General features: G+C 37.8%; 18 protein-coding genes, 5 tRNA genes and 1 other annotated feature. Of the genes, 5 read left to right on the top strand and 18 right to left on the bottom strand.

Going from position 1 to position 21,530, the window contains the following annotated elements:
* The first annotated feature begins 29 nt into the window (after positions 1–29).
* The 3 genes from bamD to pheA all read left to right on the top strand — a co-directional run bounded on the left by bamD (position 30) and on the right by pheA (position 2,834).
* Positions 30–764 (top strand): outer membrane protein assembly factor BamD, encoded by a 735-nt coding sequence (gene bamD, locus SB028_RS04940; RefSeq protein ID WP_069367103.1) that lies wholly within the window; start codon positions 30–32, stop codon positions 762–764.
* Positions 765–1,035: 271 nt separating this feature from the next.
* On the top strand, positions 1,036–1,371 hold the full coding sequence (gene raiA, locus SB028_RS04935) for a ribosome-associated translation inhibitor RaiA (protein ID WP_069367102.1): 336 nt from the start codon (positions 1,036–1,038) through the stop codon (positions 1,369–1,371).
* 153 nt (positions 1,372–1,524) lie between these two features.
* Positions 1,525–1,641: a sequence feature (Phe leader region), on the top strand.
* Between the two features lie 35 nt (positions 1,642–1,676).
* Positions 1,677–2,834: a bifunctional chorismate mutase/prephenate dehydratase gene (gene pheA / locus SB028_RS04930; RefSeq protein ID WP_069367101.1), complete on the top strand. Its 1,158-nt coding sequence runs from the start codon at positions 1,677–1,679 to the stop codon at positions 2,832–2,834.
* Between the two features lie 73 nt (positions 2,835–2,907).
* On the opposite strand, the gene SB028_RS04925 is transcribed toward pheA, so the two are convergent.
* The 8 genes from SB028_RS04925 to ffh all read right to left on the bottom strand — a co-directional run bounded on the left by SB028_RS04925 (position 2,908) and on the right by ffh (position 11,222).
* Complete coding sequence (locus tag SB028_RS04925) at positions 2,908–4,248, bottom strand: anaerobic C4-dicarboxylate transporter (RefSeq protein WP_069367100.1); 1,341 nt, start codon at positions 4,246–4,248, stop codon at positions 2,908–2,910.
* A gap of 849 nt (positions 4,249–5,097) precedes the next feature.
* The gene (gene tyrA / locus SB028_RS04920) at positions 5,098–6,222 is read right to left on the bottom strand and encodes a bifunctional chorismate mutase/prephenate dehydrogenase (RefSeq protein ID WP_069367099.1); all 1,125 of its coding nucleotides are present in this window, start codon (positions 6,220–6,222) and stop codon (positions 5,098–5,100) included.
* Between the two features lie 27 nt (positions 6,223–6,249).
* Positions 6,250–7,344, bottom strand: coding sequence for a 3-deoxy-7-phosphoheptulonate synthase (locus SB028_RS04915; RefSeq protein ID WP_069367098.1), 1,095 nt, complete (start codon positions 7,342–7,344; stop codon positions 6,250–6,252).
* Positions 7,345–7,713: 369 nt separating this feature from the next.
* Complete coding sequence (gene rplS / locus SB028_RS04910; RefSeq protein ID WP_023580978.1) at positions 7,714–8,067, bottom strand: 50S ribosomal protein L19; 354 nt, start codon at positions 8,065–8,067, stop codon at positions 7,714–7,716.
* Between the two features lie 52 nt (positions 8,068–8,119).
* A complete protein-coding gene (gene trmD, locus SB028_RS04905) occupies positions 8,120–8,872 on the bottom strand; it encodes a tRNA (guanosine(37)-N1)-methyltransferase TrmD (RefSeq protein WP_006534750.1) in 753 nt (250 codons plus the stop codon).
* Positions 8,873–8,910: 38 nt separating this feature from the next.
* Positions 8,911–9,456: a ribosome maturation factor RimM gene (gene rimM / locus SB028_RS04900; protein ID WP_006534751.1), complete on the bottom strand. Its 546-nt coding sequence runs from the start codon at positions 9,454–9,456 to the stop codon at positions 8,911–8,913.
* Between the two features lie 18 nt (positions 9,457–9,474).
* Positions 9,475–9,723 (bottom strand): 30S ribosomal protein S16, encoded by a 249-nt coding sequence (gene rpsP / locus SB028_RS04895; protein ID WP_004244772.1) that lies wholly within the window; start codon positions 9,721–9,723, stop codon positions 9,475–9,477.
* A 137-nt stretch (positions 9,724–9,860) separates the two neighbouring features.
* On the bottom strand, positions 9,861–11,222 hold the full coding sequence (gene ffh, locus SB028_RS04890) for a signal recognition particle protein (RefSeq protein WP_023580979.1): 1,362 nt from the start codon (positions 11,220–11,222) through the stop codon (positions 9,861–9,863).
* 173 nt (positions 11,223–11,395) lie between these two features.
* Here ffh and SB028_RS04885 point away from each other — a divergent pair, with 173 nt between their 5' ends.
* Together SB028_RS04885 and SB028_RS04880 are read left to right on the top strand one after the other, a co-directional pair.
* Positions 11,396–12,196 carry an inner membrane protein YpjD gene (locus SB028_RS04885; RefSeq protein WP_069367097.1) on the top strand — a complete coding sequence of 267 codons (801 nt, stop codon included), beginning with the start codon at positions 11,396–11,398 and terminating at the stop codon, positions 12,194–12,196.
* A 34-nt stretch (positions 12,197–12,230) separates the two neighbouring features.
* A complete protein-coding gene (locus tag SB028_RS04880; RefSeq protein WP_069367096.1) occupies positions 12,231–13,505 on the top strand; it encodes a CNNM domain-containing protein in 1,275 nt (424 codons plus the stop codon).
* 36 nt (positions 13,506–13,541) lie between these two features.
* On the opposite strand, the gene SB028_RS04875 is transcribed toward SB028_RS04880, so the two are convergent.
* The 10 genes from SB028_RS04875 to alaS all read right to left on the bottom strand — a co-directional run bounded on the left by SB028_RS04875 (position 13,542) and on the right by alaS (position 21,035).
* Positions 13,542–14,291, bottom strand: a complete 750-nt coding sequence (locus tag SB028_RS04875; protein WP_248620767.1) for a hypothetical protein — start codon at positions 14,289–14,291, stop codon at positions 13,542–13,544.
* Between the two features lie 193 nt (positions 14,292–14,484).
* Positions 14,485–15,000, bottom strand: a complete 516-nt coding sequence (gene luxS, locus SB028_RS04870) for an S-ribosylhomocysteine lyase (RefSeq protein ID WP_069367094.1) — start codon at positions 14,998–15,000, stop codon at positions 14,485–14,487.
* Positions 15,001–15,162: 162 nt separating this feature from the next.
* Positions 15,163–16,743 carry a glutamate--cysteine ligase gene (gene gshA / locus SB028_RS04865; RefSeq protein WP_069367093.1) on the bottom strand — a complete coding sequence of 527 codons (1,581 nt, stop codon included), beginning with the start codon at positions 16,741–16,743 and terminating at the stop codon, positions 15,163–15,165.
* A 186-nt stretch (positions 16,744–16,929) separates the two neighbouring features.
* Positions 16,930–17,006: transfer RNA gene (locus SB028_RS04860), tRNA-Arg, on the bottom strand.
* A gap of 50 nt (positions 17,007–17,056) precedes the next feature.
* Positions 17,057–17,133, bottom strand: a tRNA-Arg gene (locus tag SB028_RS04855).
* Between the two features lie 53 nt (positions 17,134–17,186).
* Positions 17,187–17,263 (bottom strand) — tRNA-Arg (locus tag SB028_RS04850).
* Positions 17,264–17,352: 89 nt separating this feature from the next.
* Positions 17,353–17,429: transfer RNA gene (locus SB028_RS04845), tRNA-Arg, on the bottom strand.
* A gap of 9 nt (positions 17,430–17,438) precedes the next feature.
* Positions 17,439–17,531 (bottom strand) — tRNA-Ser (locus SB028_RS04840).
* A 466-nt stretch (positions 17,532–17,997) separates the two neighbouring features.
* Positions 17,998–18,186: a carbon storage regulator CsrA gene (gene csrA, locus SB028_RS04835; protein WP_004244778.1), complete on the bottom strand. Its 189-nt coding sequence runs from the start codon at positions 18,184–18,186 to the stop codon at positions 17,998–18,000.
* A 221-nt stretch (positions 18,187–18,407) separates the two neighbouring features.
* A complete protein-coding gene (gene alaS / locus SB028_RS04830; protein WP_069367092.1) occupies positions 18,408–21,035 on the bottom strand; it encodes an alanine--tRNA ligase in 2,628 nt (875 codons plus the stop codon).
* Positions 21,036–21,530 lie beyond the last annotated feature (495 nt).

Here is a 21,530-nt window from a genome sequence, read left to right as displayed (position 1 = left end):
AAACCTATTCAGAGGATAATCAATACGTGATGAGACGCATTAAATACCTGGTGGCAGCGGCCACTTTAAGCCTGTTACTTACTGGCTGTTCGAGTTCAGACAAAGACGCTACTGCCGATATGTCACCTTCTGAGCTTTACTCAACCAGTCAGGAAAAATTGCTAGATGGCAATTATGGAGCGGCTATCAAACAATTAGAGTCTCTCGATAATCGCTATCCTTTTGGCCCTTACTCGCAACAAGTTCAACTCGATCTGATTTATGCTTATTATAAGTCAGCGGAACTACCAATGGCGATTTCTGCAATCGACCGTTTTATGCGATTAAACCCAACCCATCCTAATATCGACTATGTTCTTTATATGCGAGGCTTAACTGCTCAAGCATTAGATGATAGTGCATTACAAGGATTCTTTGGTATTGATCGTTCAGACCGTGATCCTCAACATGCAATTGTGGCATTTAAAGATTTTAGTCAATTAGTTCGTTACTATCCAGACAGCCTTTACGCCGCCGATGCAACCAAACGCCTCGTCTTTCTTAAAAACCGTTTAGCGAAGTATGATCTTTCTGTTGCGAAATTCTATACTAAACGAGGGGCTTATGTCGCGGTTATTAATAGAGTAGAGCAAATGATGCGTAATTATCCTGATACACAAGCCACTCGTGACGCGCTTGTCTATATGGAAAATGCGTATAAAGAATTAGGTCTGACACAAGAAGCAGATAAAGTAGCTTCATTAATTGCAGCAAATCCAGCCTAATTAAGACATCACCATCAAAAACAGCAGCTTATCGCTGCTGTTTTTTTATTCTTTTCTAGCTAAATTGTCTTTACTTTTCATCAGTCCAACCTTCCTAATATGACTGAATAAATGCAACTTAACAAGCGGTCTTTTTCAGCTATCTATCATTTGTCACGTTTCTATTACTAGTTACATAGACATCTAACAAAAAGTGATTTTGATCATGTTTTAAATTGTGTATCACGATATTCTGAAGTTATCGAAGACGGAGTAATAAAGAGGTAACTATATGATTATAAATATTACTAGCAAGCAAATGGAAATTACCCCAGCACTACGTGAGCACATTGAAAGCCGTCTAACTAAACTCAATAAATGGCAGGTGAATTTAATCAACCCTCATATTATTCTGACAAAAGATCCAAAAGGTTTTAGTGTTGATGCCAGCATTCATACACCAAATGGGCAATTGGTCGCTAATGCACAACACACCGATATGTATGTTGCAATTAATGACTTACTCGCAAAACTTGAACGTCAATTAAACAAAGTTCAGCATAAAAATGAATCTCGTCGAGCTAATAACAGTCTGAAGGAAGAAAATTTACTTGTCGATGAAATATAAATAGTAAAACAAGATTAAAAATTAGAATAAATCACTGACTCAAAACGCCTCTGCGCATCCTTGTGATGCGCTTTTTATTGTATTTTTCTTGACTCCTTTCACATCATCATGTTTGATAGAGATATGTTAAATATTGACCAATCAATATAATGAACAAATATTCACATTTGCCTTTCTTCTTTTTCTTTCTACTCTTTCATTAAGAGGCTTAGTCATTTCAGAAAGAAAAGTAAGAACGACAATAGCCTCCAAATTGGAGGCTTTTTTATTTATGATGGTATGACATAACGGTATAGGGCTTAAACATGGAAAAACTCGATTTATTAGCAATCAGAGATAAAATCACAACGTTAGATTCAGAATTACTAACATTGTTAGCAAACAGACGTCAATTATCTGCTGATGTTGCTCAATTTAAATTGAATACACATCGCCCTATTAGAGATAAAAATCGTGAGCGTGAACTACTTGATTTATTAATTGAGAAAGGAAAAAACGTTGGGCTAGATGGTTTTTATATTAGTCGTATTTTTCAAATGATCATTGAAGACTCCGTATTAACTCAACAAGCCATTCTACAACAACACCTTAATGCGACACCCAATGCATCGGCCAGAATTGCTTATTTAGGACCTAAAGGCTCTTATTCACATATTGCGGCTCGTCAATATGCCGCTCGCCATTTTGATACCTTCATTGATTGCACTTGTCAGAAGTTTGACGACATTTTTACACTTGTTGATACAGGTCAAGCTGATTACGGTTTGCTTCCAATTGAAAATACCAGTTCTGGTGCCATTAATGATGTTTACGATTTACTGCAAACAACATCAATCTCTATTGTTGGAGAAATTCGCATTCCTATTAATCATGCCCTTTTAACAAGTGTTGATACCCGCACAGAAGAGTTACAAACTATTTATAGTCACCCTCAACCTTTCCAGCAATGTAGCCATTATTTAAATCAGTATCCACACTGGAAAATCGAATACTGCGAAAGTACAGCGGCTGCAATGGAAAAAGTAGCTCTTGCACAATCACCACATGTTGCTGCTATTGGGAGTGAAGCGGGAGGCTCTCTTTATGGTTTAAAACCTTTGGCTAGCAATTTAGCAAACCAACAAATAAACGTAACACGCTTTATTGTTATTGCACGAAAAGCTATTGATGTTTCAGAGCAAGTGCCCGCGAAAACAACCTTCTTAATGGCAACAGGGCAACAAGCGGGTGCATTAGTCGATGCATTAATGATTTTAAAAAAATACGATATTATTATGACCAAACTTGAGTCTCGTCCTATTAATGGCACGCCTTGGGAAGAGATGTTTTATATTGATGTTCAAGCAAATTTACGTGATATCAATATGCAAAAAGCCTTACACGATTTATCACAAACTACACGTTCATTAAAAATCCTAGGTTGTTATCCTTCAGAAAATGTTGTTCCTGTTGAAGTGAAATAACCTCACTCAAAAAGAAAAGCCAGATAGCATATAACTATCCGGCTTTTCTTTTTTGTTTTTATTTTAAAATGAATTATAAGAAACCATACATCGCTGCAAATACCCAACCAAAGACACAAGAAACGGTAACACCAATTAATCCCGGTAGAATAAAGCTGTGGTTAATGACAAAACGCCCTATTCGAGTTGTACCAGAACGGTCAAATTGAATTGCGGCTAAGTCACTAGGGTAAGTTGGTAGAATATAATAACCATAACAAGCGGGTGCCGACGCAATAATATAAGCAGGATCAACACCAATCCCCAATGCTAAAGGAACAATAGCGGCTAAAGCAGCTGCTTGTGAATTCACAAATTTAGATACTAACAATAATACAACCGCATAAGCCCAAGGGTATTCCCGAACTAATTGCCCCAATGCTGCTTCTATTTCTTTCATATGTGCAGAGAACATTGTCTCTGCCATCCAAGCAATACCATATACAGCAACAATTGCTATCATCCCTGAACGGAACACTTCATTTTTAGAAATAAGAGAAGGATTGGTTTTACAAATAATAATAATTGATGCGCCAGCTAATAACATAAACATCTGAATAACAAGCACCATAGATAATGGTTTACCATTAAAAACAGGGCGTATTTCAGAAAAGGCACCTAATATTGCAACAACAGCAATTGCACCTAAGAAAATCCACATTGCTACCCAGTTTTTCATCGGTAGCTTTTTATCTAGAAGTGTTGCTGTATCACCATAAACATAATCATGATTTTCAGGAACTGAAACAAATTCTTGGAAGCGTTGGTCTTTATCTAAATCTTTCCCTCGAAACCAGCTAAAAATACCAATAGCTAAAATACCAATAAAAGTAGAAGGAATAGTAATTGCCAATAAATCTAGGAACTCAAGGTGTTTACCATTAAAAGTCACACCACCGAGCATTGCGACTAATGTCACAACAGCAACGGAAACAGGGCTGGCAATAATCCCCATTTGAGAGCCGATTGTACTTGCTGCCATAGGTCTTTCAGGGCGAATATTATTTTTAATCGACACATCATAAATAATAGGCAATATGGTATAAACAACATGCCCAGTACCACATAATATTGTAAGAGTACAAGTTACGAGTGGCGCAACAATAGAAATATATTTTGGATTTTTACGTAATAATTTTTCTGCTATCTGCAACATAACATCTAATCCACCAGATGCTTGTAATGTCGCTGAGGCAGAAACAACGGCAATAATAACTAACATTACATCAACAGGTGGTTTTCCTGGAGGCAGGTTAAAAATAAAAACTAAAATAACCAGACCTACACCGCCTAATAGACCTAATGCAATTCCTCCCTTCCTAGCTCCATAAAATAGACACACTAATATAATGGCGAGTTGTATTAAAAAATCCATAAATTACCCCTTGAAAAACACGGCAGAATATAAATAAAAAATAATATAATTAAATTTTCAGCACTTTTTTTTCAAAAAAAGAGTTTATGAAATATAATTTACGACAACTGTTATAACCATTTTTTTGATCATTGTTATAGTTTTCACAATGCCTTTTAATTTCATTCAGTTTTAAGATCTCATCAACAAATAATTTTTAATAAAAAGACAATATTGAACATTAATTTTTATTTAATTAAACCCTGTAATAACAATTAAATAACAATAAATATAGAATGGATTAGTTGATTAATAAAAATAAATGTTTATCTTATTGTTTTTAAATGTATATTTATAATTCTTCACATTTATTTTTCGAATGAAAATAGATGATTCTTATCTATTATTAAATTTTAAAATGGCAGGGAGAAGAATATGAATGCTTTTATCATACTGATTTCAAGTCTATTTTTCACTAATACCGCAGATAACATTAAATCACAAGAGAGTTATTACACTTACTCATTAGCTAGTCAATCAGATTCGAACCGTTGTACAGTAAGTCCATGTCCAGATCCTAAAAACTATTAAGTTATAGTACATTGTTTATTATGAATAAAATGTATATTTTGATACGTCAATTTTTATTCATTCGTTATATAAGTGCTCATTTTTATGAAGATATAAAAGAAAATAAATCATCAATAAATGAATAACCTCAAAATAATAGCAAGACCACAGAGCCCAGCGGCGATGTTTGGTCATTTTATGATAATGAATAATGATAAGTTAAACTTAAAATAATTAATAATATAAAAAGGCCGAACAATTTATTTTATTGCTCGGCCTTTTATATAACAAATAATTTAACTATATTCGGCTATCATTCGCTTTTTGTAATAAGATACCACTCTCTTTCATAAATTGAGAAGCATAATCACCAAACCAATCACTCACGTTATTAAATGAATGAACAAATTCACTCTTGGCATTTATATCTAATAAATCGATAGCTTGACCTAATGAATGATGATATCGACGAATTAAGGCAATATTCTCTTTCGATGACAAAATAATATCAGCATAAAGTTGAGGATCCTGAGCAAATAAGCGCCCTATCATTGCCAATTCTAAACGATAAATAGGAGACGAGAGTCGCAGTAAGCTGGCCAAATCCACTTTTTCTTTTGCTAAATGCTGACCATAAGCAAAGGTCGTAAAATGTCGAAGTGCTTGAATAAAACTCATGTTTTTATCATGCTCTTCTGGCGTAATAGCCTCAATTCTTGCTCCCCATACCATTAACTGCTCTAACAGCCATTCAAATTCTGTATGGTTTCGTCCTTCGCAGTACGCCACAACCTGTTTCGCTAAACTGGGGACGTCAGGGCCAAACATTGGATGAAGACCTAAAACAGGTCCACTATGTGCCTTTAACATTGCTTCTAAAGGCGCCTTTTTAATAGAAGCGAGATCGACAAGTAAGCAATTTTTAGGCAAAACAGGAAGCGCTTTAATCACCTCAACAGTCAAATGAATGGGTACACTGATAATCACCATTCCTGCATTATCAAAAATAGCGGGCGATTTAGTTTGCCATTCATCAGCTTCTAAACTTTCAACTTGATAGCCTGAGAGTGTAAACAAACGAGAAAATAGTTTACCCATTTTCCCATTTCCTCCCACAATAACGATTTTACCTAATTGAGGGTTGAGTGTTTTAAATCCCTTATCATTTTCTTTAGTATAGGATTCTCGCATTACTCGGCGTAATACATCTTCAATTAAATCAGGAGAAATCCCCATCATTTGTGCATCATTACGACGAGAAGCAAGCATGGAGGCTTCTCTATCAGGTGCATAAATCGGTAAGCCATGACGGTTTTTAACTTCTCCCACTTCAGCTACCAATTGCATTCTTTTTGCGAGTAAAGAAAGCAGTGATTTATCTACCTGATCAATTTGCTCACGCAAACTTTGTAATTCTTCAGCCATCTATGCTTGCCTCTTTTTTCTTTATGATTAACTAACTTTTTTTAACTGTGCTTCACGCTGAGCCAAAATTGGGGAAAGTTGAGCATGTAAATTTCTTAACACAGACTCCGTTGTTTCCCAACTAATACACGCATCTGTTACTGAAACACCGTATTTCATTTCGCTACGAGACTGCTCTGACGATTGATTGCCTTCATTAATATGGCTTTCTAACATAATACCAGTGATAGATTCATTACCTTTAGTGATTTGCTCAATCACAGAATCAACCACCACCGTTTGACGACGAAAATCTTTATTAGAATTACCATGGCTACAATCAATCATTAATGATGGTTTTAATCCTGCTTTTGCCATCTGAGCTTCACATTGAGCAACATCTTCTTCATGGTAGTTAGGTGTTTTGCCACCACGTAAAATGACATGACCATCAGGGTTACCTTGTGTTTGCAATAAACAAACTTGTCCTGATTGATTAATTCCCATAAAGCGGTGTGGCATAGAAGCCGCTTTCATTGCGTTGATCGCAGTATCTAAATTACCATCTGTTCCGTTTTTAAATCCAACTGGCATTGAAAGCCCTGATGCCATTTCACGATGAGTCTGAGATTCTGTTGTTCTGGCTCCAATTGCGGACCAACTAAATAAATCGCCTAAGTATTGTGGATTATTAGGATCTAATGCTTCTGTCGCCAGAGGTAGCCCTAATTGCACAAGTTCAGTTAGTAGCTTACGGGCAATATGTAATCCTTTTTCCATTTCAAAACTACCATCCATAAATGGATCACTAATTAAACCTTTCCAACCAACTGTTGTACGAGGTTTTTCAAAGTAGACACGCATCACAATATACAGACTATCACTTAATTCAGACGCTAAGACTTTCAGGCGTTTTGCGTAATCTAACGCAACATCGACATCATGAATGGAACAAGGCCCACATACCACGAGTAAGCGAGGATCACGACGCTGGACAATTTCAGAAATTGTCTGACGTGACTGAGCAATGGCATGCAGATCATTGCGACTCAATGGGTATTTTTGTTTTAACTCTTCTGGAGTAATTAAAACCAGCTCTTCGCTGATATTCACATTATTGAGTGCGTCTTTTTGCATGATCATAATCTTTACCTTTTTTATATCTGTCATTGTGATTTTTGTGTGTCTGAAAGATAAGATAACATGCAATGTAAAGAAATCAATCCATATTTTTAATAATTTTGACAATGTTGTAATTATAACTTTACACCAAGTACTAATATAAAAAATAAACATTAGATTACACATAGTTATAAAAAACAAAAGAAAATAAAATAATGTGATAGAGATTAAATTAATATACCAAAATGTAAATATAAGTTTACATGTTATCTTTTAATGAATCTCAATATAAGATGAGTAGATGAGATAGGAATATAGAAGTAACAGAGATAAAAAAAGGTCAGCAAATGCTGACCTTTTAACAATAACTTTCGGATGTGCGAAAGCGTATTATTTAGCGTTAAGACGCTCTTTGATACGAGCAGCCTTACCTGAACGCTCACGCAGGTAGTACAGTTTAGCTTGACGAACCGCACCACGACGTTTCACAGTGATGCTATCAACGACTGGTGAGTGAGTTTGGAATACACGCTCAACACCTTCGCCATTAGAAATTTTACGAACAGTGAATGCAGAGTGCAGACCGCGGTTACGAATAGCGATAACCACGCCCTCGAATGCCTGCAGACGTTTTTTAGAACCTTCAACAACCCATACTTTAACTTCTAAAGTGTCACCAGGACGGAATGAAGGAACATCTTGCTTCATCTGTTCTTGTTCGATTTGTTTAATAATATTGCTCATAATAACTCTCTTACCCTAGGTAAACTGATATTAATGACATCTTGTGTCAGACTTACTCTGCTGTTCCTGACAGATGTTCCCGTTGGAACTCTGTTAACAGCACTCTTTGCTCGTCAGTCAGAGCTAGGCTTTCCAGAAGCTCAGGTCTTCTTAGCCAGGTTCGACCCAGTGATTGTTTCATGCGCCAGCGATTAATATGGGCGTGGTTGCCTGACAGTAAAACTGCCGGAACCTCCATACCATCTAAAACCTCTGGACGAGTATAGTGAGGATGATCCAGTAAACCTTCAGCAAAAGAATCTTCTTTCGCAGAGGCTGCGTGTCCGAGAACACCCGGTACAAAGCGCGCTACTGCATCTATCATTATCATGGCCGGTAATTCCCCACCACTTAATACGTAATCACCAACAGACCACTCTTCATCGATTTCAGTCTGAATGACACGTTCATCTATACCTTCATACCGACCACAAACCAGAATTAATTTCTCATTTGTTGCCAGTTCACAAACTCCTTGTTGATCGAGTTTGCGTCCCTGAGGTGATAAATAAATCACCTTTGCTCCATCACCTGCCGCAGCTTTTGCTTGATGAATAGCTTCCCTTAAAGGTTGAACCATCATCAACATACCAGGACCACCGCCATAAGGACGGTCATCAACGGTATTGTGTCTGTCGTATGTAAAATCTCGGGGATTCCAACATTCTACATTGAGCAGACCATGCTTCACTGCCCGACCAGTCACCCCGTACTCGGTTATAGAGCGGAACATTTCTGGAAATAGGCTAATTACCCCAATCCACATTTTTGTGTCCCACTATTGAGAACCGTTAACCGGATAATCTAAAAACCAGGATCCCAATCAACGATAATTTTTTTCGCTGAGAGATCGACTTTCTTGATAACCTGCCCATCAAGAAACGGAACTAACCGTTCCCCGATACCGAACGCATCTTTCAGATTCGCTTTAATCACCATGACATCATTTGAGCCCGTTTCCATCATGTCTGTAACAACACCCAGATCGTAGCCTTTATCCGTTTCTACATGGCAACCCATCAGATCTTTCCAGTAATATTCACCTTCAAGTTCTGGAAGTTGCGAAGCATTTACGACAATTTCAAAATTAGTCAGGAAATTAGCCGCATCTCTGTCATCAATACCTTTTAGCTTGACGATAATATCTTGGTTGTGATGTTTCCAACTTTCAATTTCAATGGTTTCCCACTGTCCATGACGCTGAATAAACCACGGTTGATATTCAAAAATGTTTTCGGCGTGTTCGGTGGAGGAAAAAACTCTGAGCCAACCACGGATCCCGTAAGGTGAGCCCAATTTACCCATAACAATAGGTTCTACAGGCTCTTTTAAGGTTTTTTGTTCGCTCATTGTTACCACCGCGACAGATTAAGCGCTTTTCTTCGCTGATTTGATCAGGCCAGCAACACGTTCTGAAACTGTTGCGCCTTGAGCAACCCAGTGTTCAACACGGTCTACGTCTAAACGTAATTCTTCTGCATTACCGGTTGCCAGTGGGTTATAAAAACCGACACGTTCAATAAAACGACCATCACGCGCATTGCGGCTATCGGTTACTACTACTTGGTAAAACGGACGCTTTTTTGCGCCGCCACGAGCTAAACGAATTGTTACCATAACATCCTCATTAGTTAATAAAACAACCAGACGCCATCGAGGAACGGAGTCCGGTTGTCATATAAAAAGCCCGAAAAGTTTACTCACTTTGGCGAAAAAAGCAATCCAAAGCACGTTTTTTTTCAGGCTTTTTGATTTTATCGGCCTGGGAATCCAGGTGGCATCATACCTTTCATGCTACGCATCATCTTAGCCATGCCACCTTTTTTCATTTTTTTCATCATACGTTGCATATCATCAAACTGTTTTAATAAACGATTGACATCTTGCACTTGCGTTCCTGAACCCGCAGCAATACGACGTTTTCTGGAACCTTTGATGATTTCTGGTTTTTGGCGTTCTTTTTTAGTCATGGAATTAATAATCGCTTCCATTTTCACTAAAATTGAATCATCCATTTGTGATTTTACTGCATCTGGCACCTGAGACATACCCGGCATTTTGCTTAACATACTCGCCATGCCGCCCATGTTCTTCATCTGCTTTAATTGATCTAAGAAATCATTTAGATCAAAGCCATCACCTTTTTTAAGTTTTGTAGCAAGCTTCTCAGCTTGTGCTCTATCAACTTTACTTTCAATGTCTTCAATCAAAGACAGAACATCACCCATGCCTAAAATACGAGAGGCAATACGATCGGGATGGAAAGGTTCTAACGCTTCTGTTTTTTCCCCAACACCGAGGAATTTAATTGGCTTACCCGTGATATGGCGAATTGATAATGCCGCACCACCACGCGCATCACCATCAACTTTGGTTAATACAACCCCTGTTAATGGCAATGCTTCATTAAATGCTTTTGCTGTATTTGCCGCATCTTGACCTGTCATAGCGTCAACAACAAACAGCGTTTCAACTGGGTTAATGGCTTTATGGAGAAGTTGGATCTCTTCCATCATGCCTTCATCTACGTGCAAACGACCCGCTGTATCCACCAGCAATACATCATAGAATTGAAGTTGTGCATGTTTTAATGCATTACTTGCAATTGTGACTGGATTTTCTTGAACTGTCGAAGGAAAGAAATCAATGCCAACCGTTTCGGCTAACGTTTCAAGCTGTTTAATCGCTGCTGGGCGATAAACGTCAGCAGAAACAACAAGAACTTTTTTCTTTTTTTTCTCTTTTAAGAATTTACCTAGTTTTGCGACACTGGTCGTTTTACCAGCACCTTGTAACCCCGCCATTAAGACAACAGCAGGTGGCTGTGCTGATAGATCAAGGTCGGTATTCACTTCCCCCATCGCATTGACGAGTTCATTTTGAACAATCTTTACAAACTCCTGACCCGGTGTCAGGCTTTTGTTAACTTCATGACCTACTGCGCTCTCTTTGACGCGCGCAATAAAATCACGAACCACTGGTAAGGCAACGTCAGCTTCTAGTAAAGCCATACGCACTTCACGCAGTGTCTCTTTAATGTTTTCTTCGGTCAGTCTTCCTCGACCGCTTATATTGCGCAATGTGCGCGATAGTCTGTCACTTAAATTCTCAAACATTATCTTAGCTCAGTGTTAAAGTTGGGCTTATCGGTCATGTATGCCACCGATTATATCACGATGACTCGCGGATCTCTGCATAGAGATTTAAGCTTAATGACTTCAATAGTTGGAGCCGTATCCTCCTAGCGCTATACTAGGAAGTTATTCAAACAATATATGTAAGCGAAACTATGCCCGTTATATCAATCTCTATCGTCGCTGTCTGCGCTTATTTACTCAGTCTGGTGCTGTTTTTGCCCGGTCTGTTACGGAAAGAGCAGAATGGATACCGCGGATTAGCTCTGCTATTTGCGGTAATTGCACTCATTGCACATGCCATTTCATTAAAATTTTTAATTTTCCGCCCGCATAGCGGACAGAATCTTTCACTCACCAATCTAGGTGCAATTGTTAGCCTAATGGTCTGCGTTATCATGACAATTGTGGCTTCTCGTGGTCGTGCATGGTTCTTACTGCCTATTGTTTATTGTTTCGCAATAGTTAATCTCGTTATTGCAGCGCTGATGCCGGGTGAATTTGTTACACATCTTGAAAGTAGCACATCACTCTTTATTCATATTGGGCTGGCTTTATTAAGCTATGCCACACTGTTAATTGCCGCTCTCTATGCATTACAACTTAGTTGGCTCGACTATCAACTAAAAAATAAGAAACTAAAATTCTCACCTCAAATGCCACCATTAATGTCAATTGAGCGTAAAATGTTTCATATTACACAAGTGGGTGTGGTATTGCTGACACTGACCTTATGCACAGGTTTGGTGTATATGGATAATATTTTTGGTAAGGAAAACATCCATAAATCTATTTTTTCTATCATTGCTTGGTTTGTTTACATCATTTTATTATGGGGACATTTCCGAGAAGGATGGAGAGGAAAGAAAGTCATTATCTTTAATTTGATTGGCGCTATTATTTTGACATTAGCTTTTTTTGGTAATCGTTTATTACAAGAGTTAGTGCTTAATTAATTTTCTATTTTAGGGTAGCAAAAGGATCTCAATTTTGGAGCATGTGTCGACAACTACGCTCATTATCATACTTGTATGTATGATTATTGCCTCAGCTTATTTTTCTGGGACTGAAACCAGTATGATGACGATTAATCGCTATCGCCTTCGTCATGCTGCAAAACAAGGAAATCGTGCTGCAAAACGTGTGGAAAAATTATTACAACGTCCTGACAGATTGATTAGTTTAGTATTGATTGGCAATAATCTAATTAATATTGTTGCGTCTGCACTAGCGACCATTATTGGTATACGTTTATATGGTGATGCAGGTGTAGCAATAGCCACAGGTGTGCTGACTTTTATCATCCTTATTTTTGCTGAAGTGCTTCCAAAATCAATCGCGGCACTGTATCCAGAACGTGTTGCTTACCCAAGTAGTATTGTTCTCTCTCCTTTGCAAAAACTGATGTTACCCATTGTCTGGTTTTTTAATAAAATCACATTAATACTCATGCGTATTTTTGGTATCAAATCCCCAGTAATACAGGGAAATGCGGTTTCAAAAGAAGAGTTAAGAACTATCGTTAATGAATCTAAATCAAAGCTTTCACAAAGAAATCAGAATATGTTGCTGTCGATTCTAGATTTAGAAAAAGTGACAATTGGCGATATTATGGTACCAAGAAATGAGATTTTTGGTATCGATGTCAACGACGAATGGAAATCGATCGTCAGACAATTAACGCATTCTCCTCACGGTCGAATTGTGCTTTATCGTGATACTCTTGACGATGCAATTGGTATGTTACGAGTACGAGAAGCTTATCGTTTAATGACTGAGAAAAAAGAATTTACCAAACAAATTCTGATGAAAGCTGCCGATAAAATCTACTTTATTCCTGAAAGCACACCATTAAACCTACAACTCGTCAATTTCCAACGTAATAATGAAAAAGCGGGTATTGTGGTTGATGAATATGGCGAAATCCAAGGTTTAGTCACCGTTGAAGATATTCTTGAAGAAATAGTTGGTGACTTTACTACTTCGATGTCCCCCTCTTTAGCTGAAGAGGTTATCCCTCAAAAAGACGGTTCACTATTAGTTGATGGCACAACAAATATTCGAGATATCAATAAAGCTTTTGGCTGGCATTTACCTGAAGATGAAGCTCGAACGATCAACGGTGTCATTATTGAAGAGTTAGGTGACTTGCCTATTATTGGTAATAAAATAAAAGTGAGTGACTACGAATTTGAAATACTTGAAGTTCAGGACAACGTTATCAAAAAGGCGTTAATTCGCCACCTTTCTATTCCGCATCATTAGTGAATATAAAGCGCCTTCTAAGGCGCTTTTTGCTGTTTATCCTAGTTCAAATCGTAATTTACTATTACGAAAATCAAACTCTCTCGCAGCTTTCATATAGAAAGGCTCTATCACTTGTTCTTGTATTAGTATTGCAGGATTTAATTGTTGATAAGCAGAATAAAAACCATGATTTTTCACCCACATAACTAAGTTTAATGCAGGTTGATAAGAATAATCAGCACCATACTCTTCACGTCTACAAATAAAACACGCTGTTTCGCCTTTATTCAAAGTAAGAGAAAGCGACTTGCGTGGAAAATTAGTAATAATCGCCCCCTCATCATTTATTGCTTCAATATTAAAATGATGAGGTGCTAAGCTACGAATATTTTCATATTTTAACTGTAAATTCTCACCACTATAACTATTTGTTTTGATTTCATCTTGTTGAAAATACCAGCGGTATTGTTCTTCTTCTTTTTCTTTATAAAGATAATCACCACTGATCTTCATTATGGTGTTGGTTTGTAATTGAGTGATTTTGGTAAATAATTCAGAATTGAGTTCAGACGATAACAATAATAAATCAGGCTTGATAATAAGCTCTGGTTCGCACTGAGTGCGTTTAACATACTGTTTATGGACTCGCTCAAAGTAACGATATTCAAGTGCTTTAGAACGTCCTTGATAGAAAAAGGCATCTTTAGGAAATTGAGTACGTAATGTGCCTTTACCTACAAAATAAAATTCTCGAACAAAAAACTCTAACACTAATTTAGGTGATGAAAATTGGCGATGTTCCATAGCAGAAGTATACTCCGTGTATTAAATATCAATTTAATCCATTACGATGCTAACAATATAAGAAGATAAGAAAATAAAACAATGGTGTGCAGAAAAGAAAAAGAACAAAGGAGATAAAAATAAAAAAGAGATAATAAATCAGAATGCGAATTTTCTGATCTATTATCCCCTAATGTTATAAATTAGCGATGGCTTAGATATGTAGCTCTTTTAACGTCTCTTCAGGTAGTGCTAATTCATCATTATGATTAATGCCAATACGATGAGATAAAATATCGCGTGCGATATCTTGTGCCTCTGTCAGGGAATGCATTTCATAGGTACCACATTGGTACACATTCAATTCTGGGATATGGTTTTGATCTTTTACTTTCAAAACATCTTCCATTGCCGCTTTCCATGCATTAGCTACACGTTGCTCTTCTGGTTGCCCAATTAAGCTCATGTAGAAGCCTGTACGGCATCCCATTGGAGAAATATCAATGATCTCAACACCATCACCATTAAGATGATTACGCATAAATCCAGCGAATAGATGCTCTAGAGTATGAATTCCTTTCTCAGGCATGGCTTTTTTATTTGGCACAGTAAAACGTAAATCAAATACCGTGATGGTATCACCTGACGGCGTTTTCATTGTTTTTGCAACGCGTACAGCAGGTGCTGACATACGTGTATGGTCAACAGTAAAGCTATCCAATAAAGGCATAAAAAACCTCCTAAGAAAAATTTAAATATTTTTAAGAAAAAATGAAACTTTCTGCAAGTAGCTCGGTCTTAGTAATGAATACGCGCAAATTGTTATCATCCCTATTTCTCTATAGAATTTTTTAGCCACACAAATTTTAGTGTGGCTTTTTTCTATCTAAGTTTAGGAAGCCACGTTATCGGTGTTTGTCCCCGCATGGATCTTCAAATACTCATCAAAAGAAATGGTATCACTCTTTTCTAACTCTTCTTGACGTTTTATGGATGAAATTCTCTCATGATCAAAAGCTTCATCGGTTAACGTTTCATAAGGTGTTTTAATTAATTCTTGGTAATATTCTTCAGCCAAAGACAAACCAAAACCACCAATACCTTGCGTTTTAATTTTGTCTAAAAGTCTTCCAGAAAAAGTTAATTCAGGATTATCAAACATTTCTTCTAACTTAACGCAAACTTCCATATATTTAGTGCCTGAACAGCAATCAAGAACATTAGCAACACGTTTTAAATCAGCAAATAAAGCTTTACCAACTTGCGCGAGTGGCTCTGTTCTTTCGCCACAACCCATTCCTATTACTTGACCTGGCTTACGCCCTTCTAGAATAACGTTATTCCAATTTGAACGGCAGCACGCTAATTCAGATGCACTCATTTCTGGCGCATCTGCTAATACACACCAGATCAGGAATAAATCGAGAAAGCGAATTTGAGTTTCATCAACACCAATTGGCGTAAATGGATTGATATCCAGTGAACGAACCTCGATATATTCAATACCACCGCGTAATAACGCATCAGAAGGTGATTCATCACCTTTAACCACACGTTTAGGACGAATAGGTGCATAGAGTTCATTTTCAATCTGTAACACATTGGTGTTTAACTGAATATATTTCCCCTCTTTCTTAACACCTAACTTAGCAAACTCTTCTGAAGGCTTGTGAATCGCTTTTTTCAGCCCTTTTACATAAGTTTCAAGATGATTAAAGGTGATATCTAAATCACTTTGAGATTTATTGGTATATCCTAAATCACTTAAACGTAATGACGTTGCATAAGGTAAATACTTCGCCCCTTTAGAAGTGCTTTCGAAGGGGAGATTTGTTTCTCTTCCTTTTAAGAAAGATCCACAAATTGCCGGCGATGCACCAAAAAAGAATGGAATGATCCAACCAAAGCGATAGTAGTTACGAATAAGACGCAAGTAACCGTCAGAAATCGCCTCTTTTCCACTCTCTTCGTCTTTTACATTTGCCCATGCTTGCCAAAATTCGATAGGCAGTGAGAAATTGTAATGCACACCTGAAATAGTTTGCATTAACGCGCCATAACGATTTTTAAGCCCTTCACGGTAGAGTGTTTTAAAACGTCCAACATTAGATGTGCCAAATTGAGCCAGCGTAATCTTATCTTCCCCTTCAATAAAGCAAGGCATACTCATAGGCCACATACGTTCATTATCTAAGTGACGTGCGGTATAGCGATGTAAATCACCTAAAAAATGCAAGGTATGTGCAATGTTGTCATCAACAGGTGTAATAAACTCTAATAAGGACTCGGCAAAATCAGTTGTGATCCACTTATGAGTTAATGATTTACCTAATGAAATAGGATGCTCAGTTGATGCTAAATGACCTTCTGGCGTAACTCTTAAAGTTTCACGCTCTATACCACGGTGGATGCCACATAAAACATTAGGGTGTGCTTCCAACCAAGAAAGCGCTTTTGATACGTCCGGGATCAAAGGTGACCTCCCGCGTTGATTGATGTTAGTAAATAGATAGGAGTTACTTTATCGCAAAGTCACTAAATTGTCGCTGATTAGATGATATTAGCATTGTTAGTTGATGCTAAACAAAGGCGTTACATTATGAGAAATAAGAGAGTAGATAGAAAGCAAAAAGCCTCGCGATTAGCGAGGCTTTTAAAATGGTGCATCCTGGAGGATTCGAACCTCCGACCGCTCGGTTCGTAGCCGAGTACTCTATCCAGCTGAGCTAAGGATGCAGGTCTGACGTTTTGCTAAAAATAATTAAACTAAAATATCTAATAAAAGATGGTGCATCCTGGAGGATTCGAACCTCCGACCGCTCGGTTCGTAGCCGAGTACTCTATCCAGCTGAGCTAAGGATGCATCGTAGTTTTTTCTAGCAACTCATATTGCAATTGGCAATCTGAGTAATAAGATGGTGCATCCTGGAGGATTCGAACCTCCGACCGCTCGGTTCGTAGCCGAGTACTCTATCCAGCTGAGCTAAGGATGCGCCGTTTTAATACTTTACTCTTTTAATGCAAATTATTCACCATTTGCACCAAAATAAAAACCCCATACGTTAATCATGGGGTTGGAATATGGTGCATCCTGGAGGATTCGAACCTCCGACCGCTCGGTTCGTAGCCGAGTACTCTATCCAGCTGAGCTAAGGATGCAAATCTAAATGGCGGTGAGAGAGGGATTCGAACCCTCGATGCAGCTTTTGACCGCATACTCCCTTAGCAGGGGAGCGCCTTCAGCCTCTCGGCCATCTCACCATATTTAGAACCACTCGAAGAAGTTCCTACTGAACATCTCGTCTCTGTGTGGCGCACATATTACTTTCTCAGCCTAAGAAGTCAAACAATTTTTCTCAACTTTTTACGAATATACGTTTGTTTGAACACTTCACAAACAAACTGATGCGTTTATCATCAAGATTAGCTAAAAAAGTGCTAAACACAATGATATCGCTGATGAAAAATCATTCAAGTATTTTATTCTCTTAGTAAATAAATTTATTCGCACATCAAATAATTATGAAGCGAATGATTAGAGGTAAAAAGACTTTCAATTCTGTCAATCAGAATAAACGGATAGTGTAATAATAAATACAGCTCAAGAAGAGCAAAGATAGGAACAAAGAAGGGAATCAAAAGTCTTATAAAGAGAAAAGCGCCCAAACCCGGCAAAAGTGTGGACGCTTACGAATGAATTGTAACTAACTAAAAAATAGGAATGGGTTTAGTAGTTATCAGTAGGCTGAGTTTTCTCGGCCTGAATTCGTTGATAGATCTCTTCACGATGGACAGATACTTCTTTGGGTGCATTTACGCCAATCCGTACCTGATTACCTTTAACCCCTAAAACGGTTACGGTCACATCATCGCCTATCATAAGCGTTTCACCAACTCGACGAGTTAGAATAAGCATTCTTTGCTCCTTGAAAATTTACAAGAGTCGGGTCTCTAGAATTTCCCGGCCATTATCCATCATACATTGTCAATTCGTATAATCATTTTTTATCACAAGTAACCTATACTTCATAACAAAATATAAATTTAGCGATTGATTATTTAACGGATTATCAACATCTCTATAAGGCGCTATCCTTATACAAACAGGGATAGCGCCTTTTTTCAGGTTGTGATCGCTTACAAATGCGATTCAACCCACTCGTCAACACTTGCCAAAGCTACTGGTAAGGCTTCTACGTCAGTACCACCCGCTTGAGCCATATCAGGGCGACCGCCACCTTTACCGCCAATTTGCTGTGCTACAAAACTAATTAGCTCACCAGCTTTAACTTTAGCAGTTAAATCTTTAGTGACCCCAACAATTAAGCTCACTTTACCATCAGAAATAGTAGAAAGCACAATAATTGCAGAACCTAATTGATTTTTTAAATCATCAACCATTGTTCTTAACATTTTTGGCTCAACACCATTAAGCTCACGAACTAAAAGTTTGATACCTTTCACGTTTTTAGCTTGGCTACCTAAAGAAGAACTCTCTTGGGCAGCTTGCTGATCTTTTAGTTGTTGGAGTTCTTTTTCCAATAAACGATATTTTTCTTGGACTGTTTTGATTCTTTCGACCAAGTTTGTACCATCACTTTTTAGAACTTGTGCAACTAGAGAGATAAGATCTGATTGTTCATGGACACTCTCAATTGCCGCAATACCGGTAATCGCCTCAATACGGCGAATACCCGCAGCCGTACCTGACTCACTGACAATGCGGAATAAACCAATATCACCCGTTCTAGAAGCGTGGGTACCACCACAAAGCTCAGTGGAGAAGTCACCCATTGTTAAAACACGAACACGTTCGTCGTATTTCTCACCAAAGAGCGCCATCGCACCTTTTTCTTTCGCATCTTCAAGATCCATTAACTCAGTAATAACGGGTGAGTTAAGACGGATTTGCGCATTTACAATATCTTCAATTTCTCGTAATTGTTCTGGTTTAACGGCTTCAAAATGAGAAAAATCAAAACGCAAATATTTATCGTTAACTAAGGAACCTTTTTGGGTCACATGCGTACCCAGAACTTGGCGCAATGCTGCGTGCAATAAGTGCGTCGCCGAGTGATTTAAACGGATAGCATCACGACGAGCAATATCAATAGTGGCATTGATTTTATGGTTAACAATAAATGACCCTACGTTAACTTTACCAATATGACCAATAGCTTTACCGTATTTTTGCGTATCTGTGACTTCAAACAGGCTATTTTTACCTGTCAGAACACCTTTATCACCAACTTGACCACCAGACTCTGCATAAAATGCGGTTTTATTTAAGAAGATAATACCTTCTTCGCCCGCTTTTAATTCAGTGACTGATTGTCCATTATGGAAAATAGCGGTAATAGTGCCCTGCTGTTCATTATGCTCATAGCCAGAGAACTCACTGCGGCTATCCACTTTGATTAGACTATTATAGTCAGTACCAAAGCCGCTAGATTCACGAGCACGTTTACGTTGCTCTTCCATCGCGACGTCGAAACCCTTTTCATCAACCTTGATATTTCTTTCACGGCAAACATCAGCAGTTAAATCGAGAGGGAAACCATATGTATCATAAAGACGGAAAGCGGTTTCTCCCGGAAGAACGTCATCTGTTAATTGAGCAAGCTCTTCATCTAATAATTGAAGACCACGTTCTAATGTACGAGCAAATTGCTCTTCTTCCGTTTTTAATACTTTTTCAACGATAGCTTGTTGACGTTTTAATTCTTCACCCGCTTCTGCCATAACATCAATTAATGGAGCGACTAACTTATAGAAGAAGGTATCTTTTGCACCAAGCATATAGCCATGGCGTACTGCACGACGAATAATACGACGTAGAACATAACCTCGACCTTCATTAGAAGGGATAACACCATCGCAAATAAGGAATGAACAAGAACGAATATGGTCGGCAATAACGCGTAAGGATTTATTCTCTAAATCCGTTGCATTAGTCGCCTGTGCAACAGATTTAATTAAAGAACGGAATAAATCAATGTCATAGTTAGAGTTAACATGTTGTAAAACAGCGGTAATACGCTCTAACCCCATTCCAGTATCAACAGAAGGTTTTGGTAAGGGATCCATTGTACCGTCTGACTTACGGTTAAATTGCATGAAGACGATGTTCCAAATTTCAATATAGCGATCGCCGTCTTCTTCTGGTGATCCTGGAGGCCCGCCCCAAATGTGGTCACCATGATCATAAAATATTTCAGTACAAGGTCCACAAGGGCCTGTATCCCCCATTTGCCAGAAGTTATCTGATGCAAATGGTGCGCCTTTGTTATCACCAATACGGATTATTCTTTCTGCTGGAATACCAATTTCTTTATTCCAGATATCATAAGCTTCATCATCTGTGGCATATACCGTTACCCAAAGTCTTTCTTTAGGTAAGTTAAACCACTCTTTGCCTGTTAATAATTCCCAAGCAAAGTTGATTGCATCATGTTTGAAGTAGTCACCAAAGCTGAAATTACCTAGCATTTCAAAAAAGGTATGGTGACGAGCGGTATAACCCACATTTTCTAAATCGTTATGTTTACCACCTGCGCGCACACAGCGTTGCGCGGTTGTCGCTCGGGAATAAGGTCTATTATCCAATCCAAGAAATACATCTTTGAATTGGTTCATCCCTGCGTTTGTAAACAGCAATGTTGGATCGTTATTTGGAACCAAAGAACTGCTAGGTACTATTTGATGTCCTTTAGTATGAAAAAAGTCGAGAAACGCCTGACGGATCTCAGCGGTGCTTTTGCTCATAATTATCCCGAAATCAAGCTGGAAAAACAGAAATTAGAAATCTAGTTAGAGGAGGTTTATTGTTACCTCTACTTAGCCAACGAATACATAAGTAGGGATAAGATAGAATTTCTTCTGCCAGAAGTAAAACCCCCGATAAACTTATTCGTGTTGACATTGTAAATCGTCTAGTTTTTTTCTGAAAGTGGGATTGTTATTTGAGGATGGGACTTTTCTCTATTTAAGAGCAATTATCTTAGAAAATGTTATCAATTTAAAGTATTTTCATTTTGTAATTATTAAAAAGTATTTGTTATTACTGATTTTTTGCAAGATTACTCTCTATACGTTTCTTTTCTCTGAACAATCGTTTCTTCTCATTGTTATTAGTCATAAACACATAAGCACTATTACTTAAAAAAGAGACTAAACGTGCGATAACTTACTAAAATAAAAGCGCTTATCTGTATAAAAGTGACCTTACATCTTAGCAAACCTCTAAATACAACTTAAATT

The organism is Proteus vulgaris (assembly GCF_033708015.1).
Classification (GTDB): Bacteria; Pseudomonadota; Gammaproteobacteria; order Enterobacterales; family Enterobacteriaceae; genus Proteus.
Note: the sequence above shows the minus strand (reverse complement) of the source record. Positions and strands in the feature narration are given on the sequence as shown.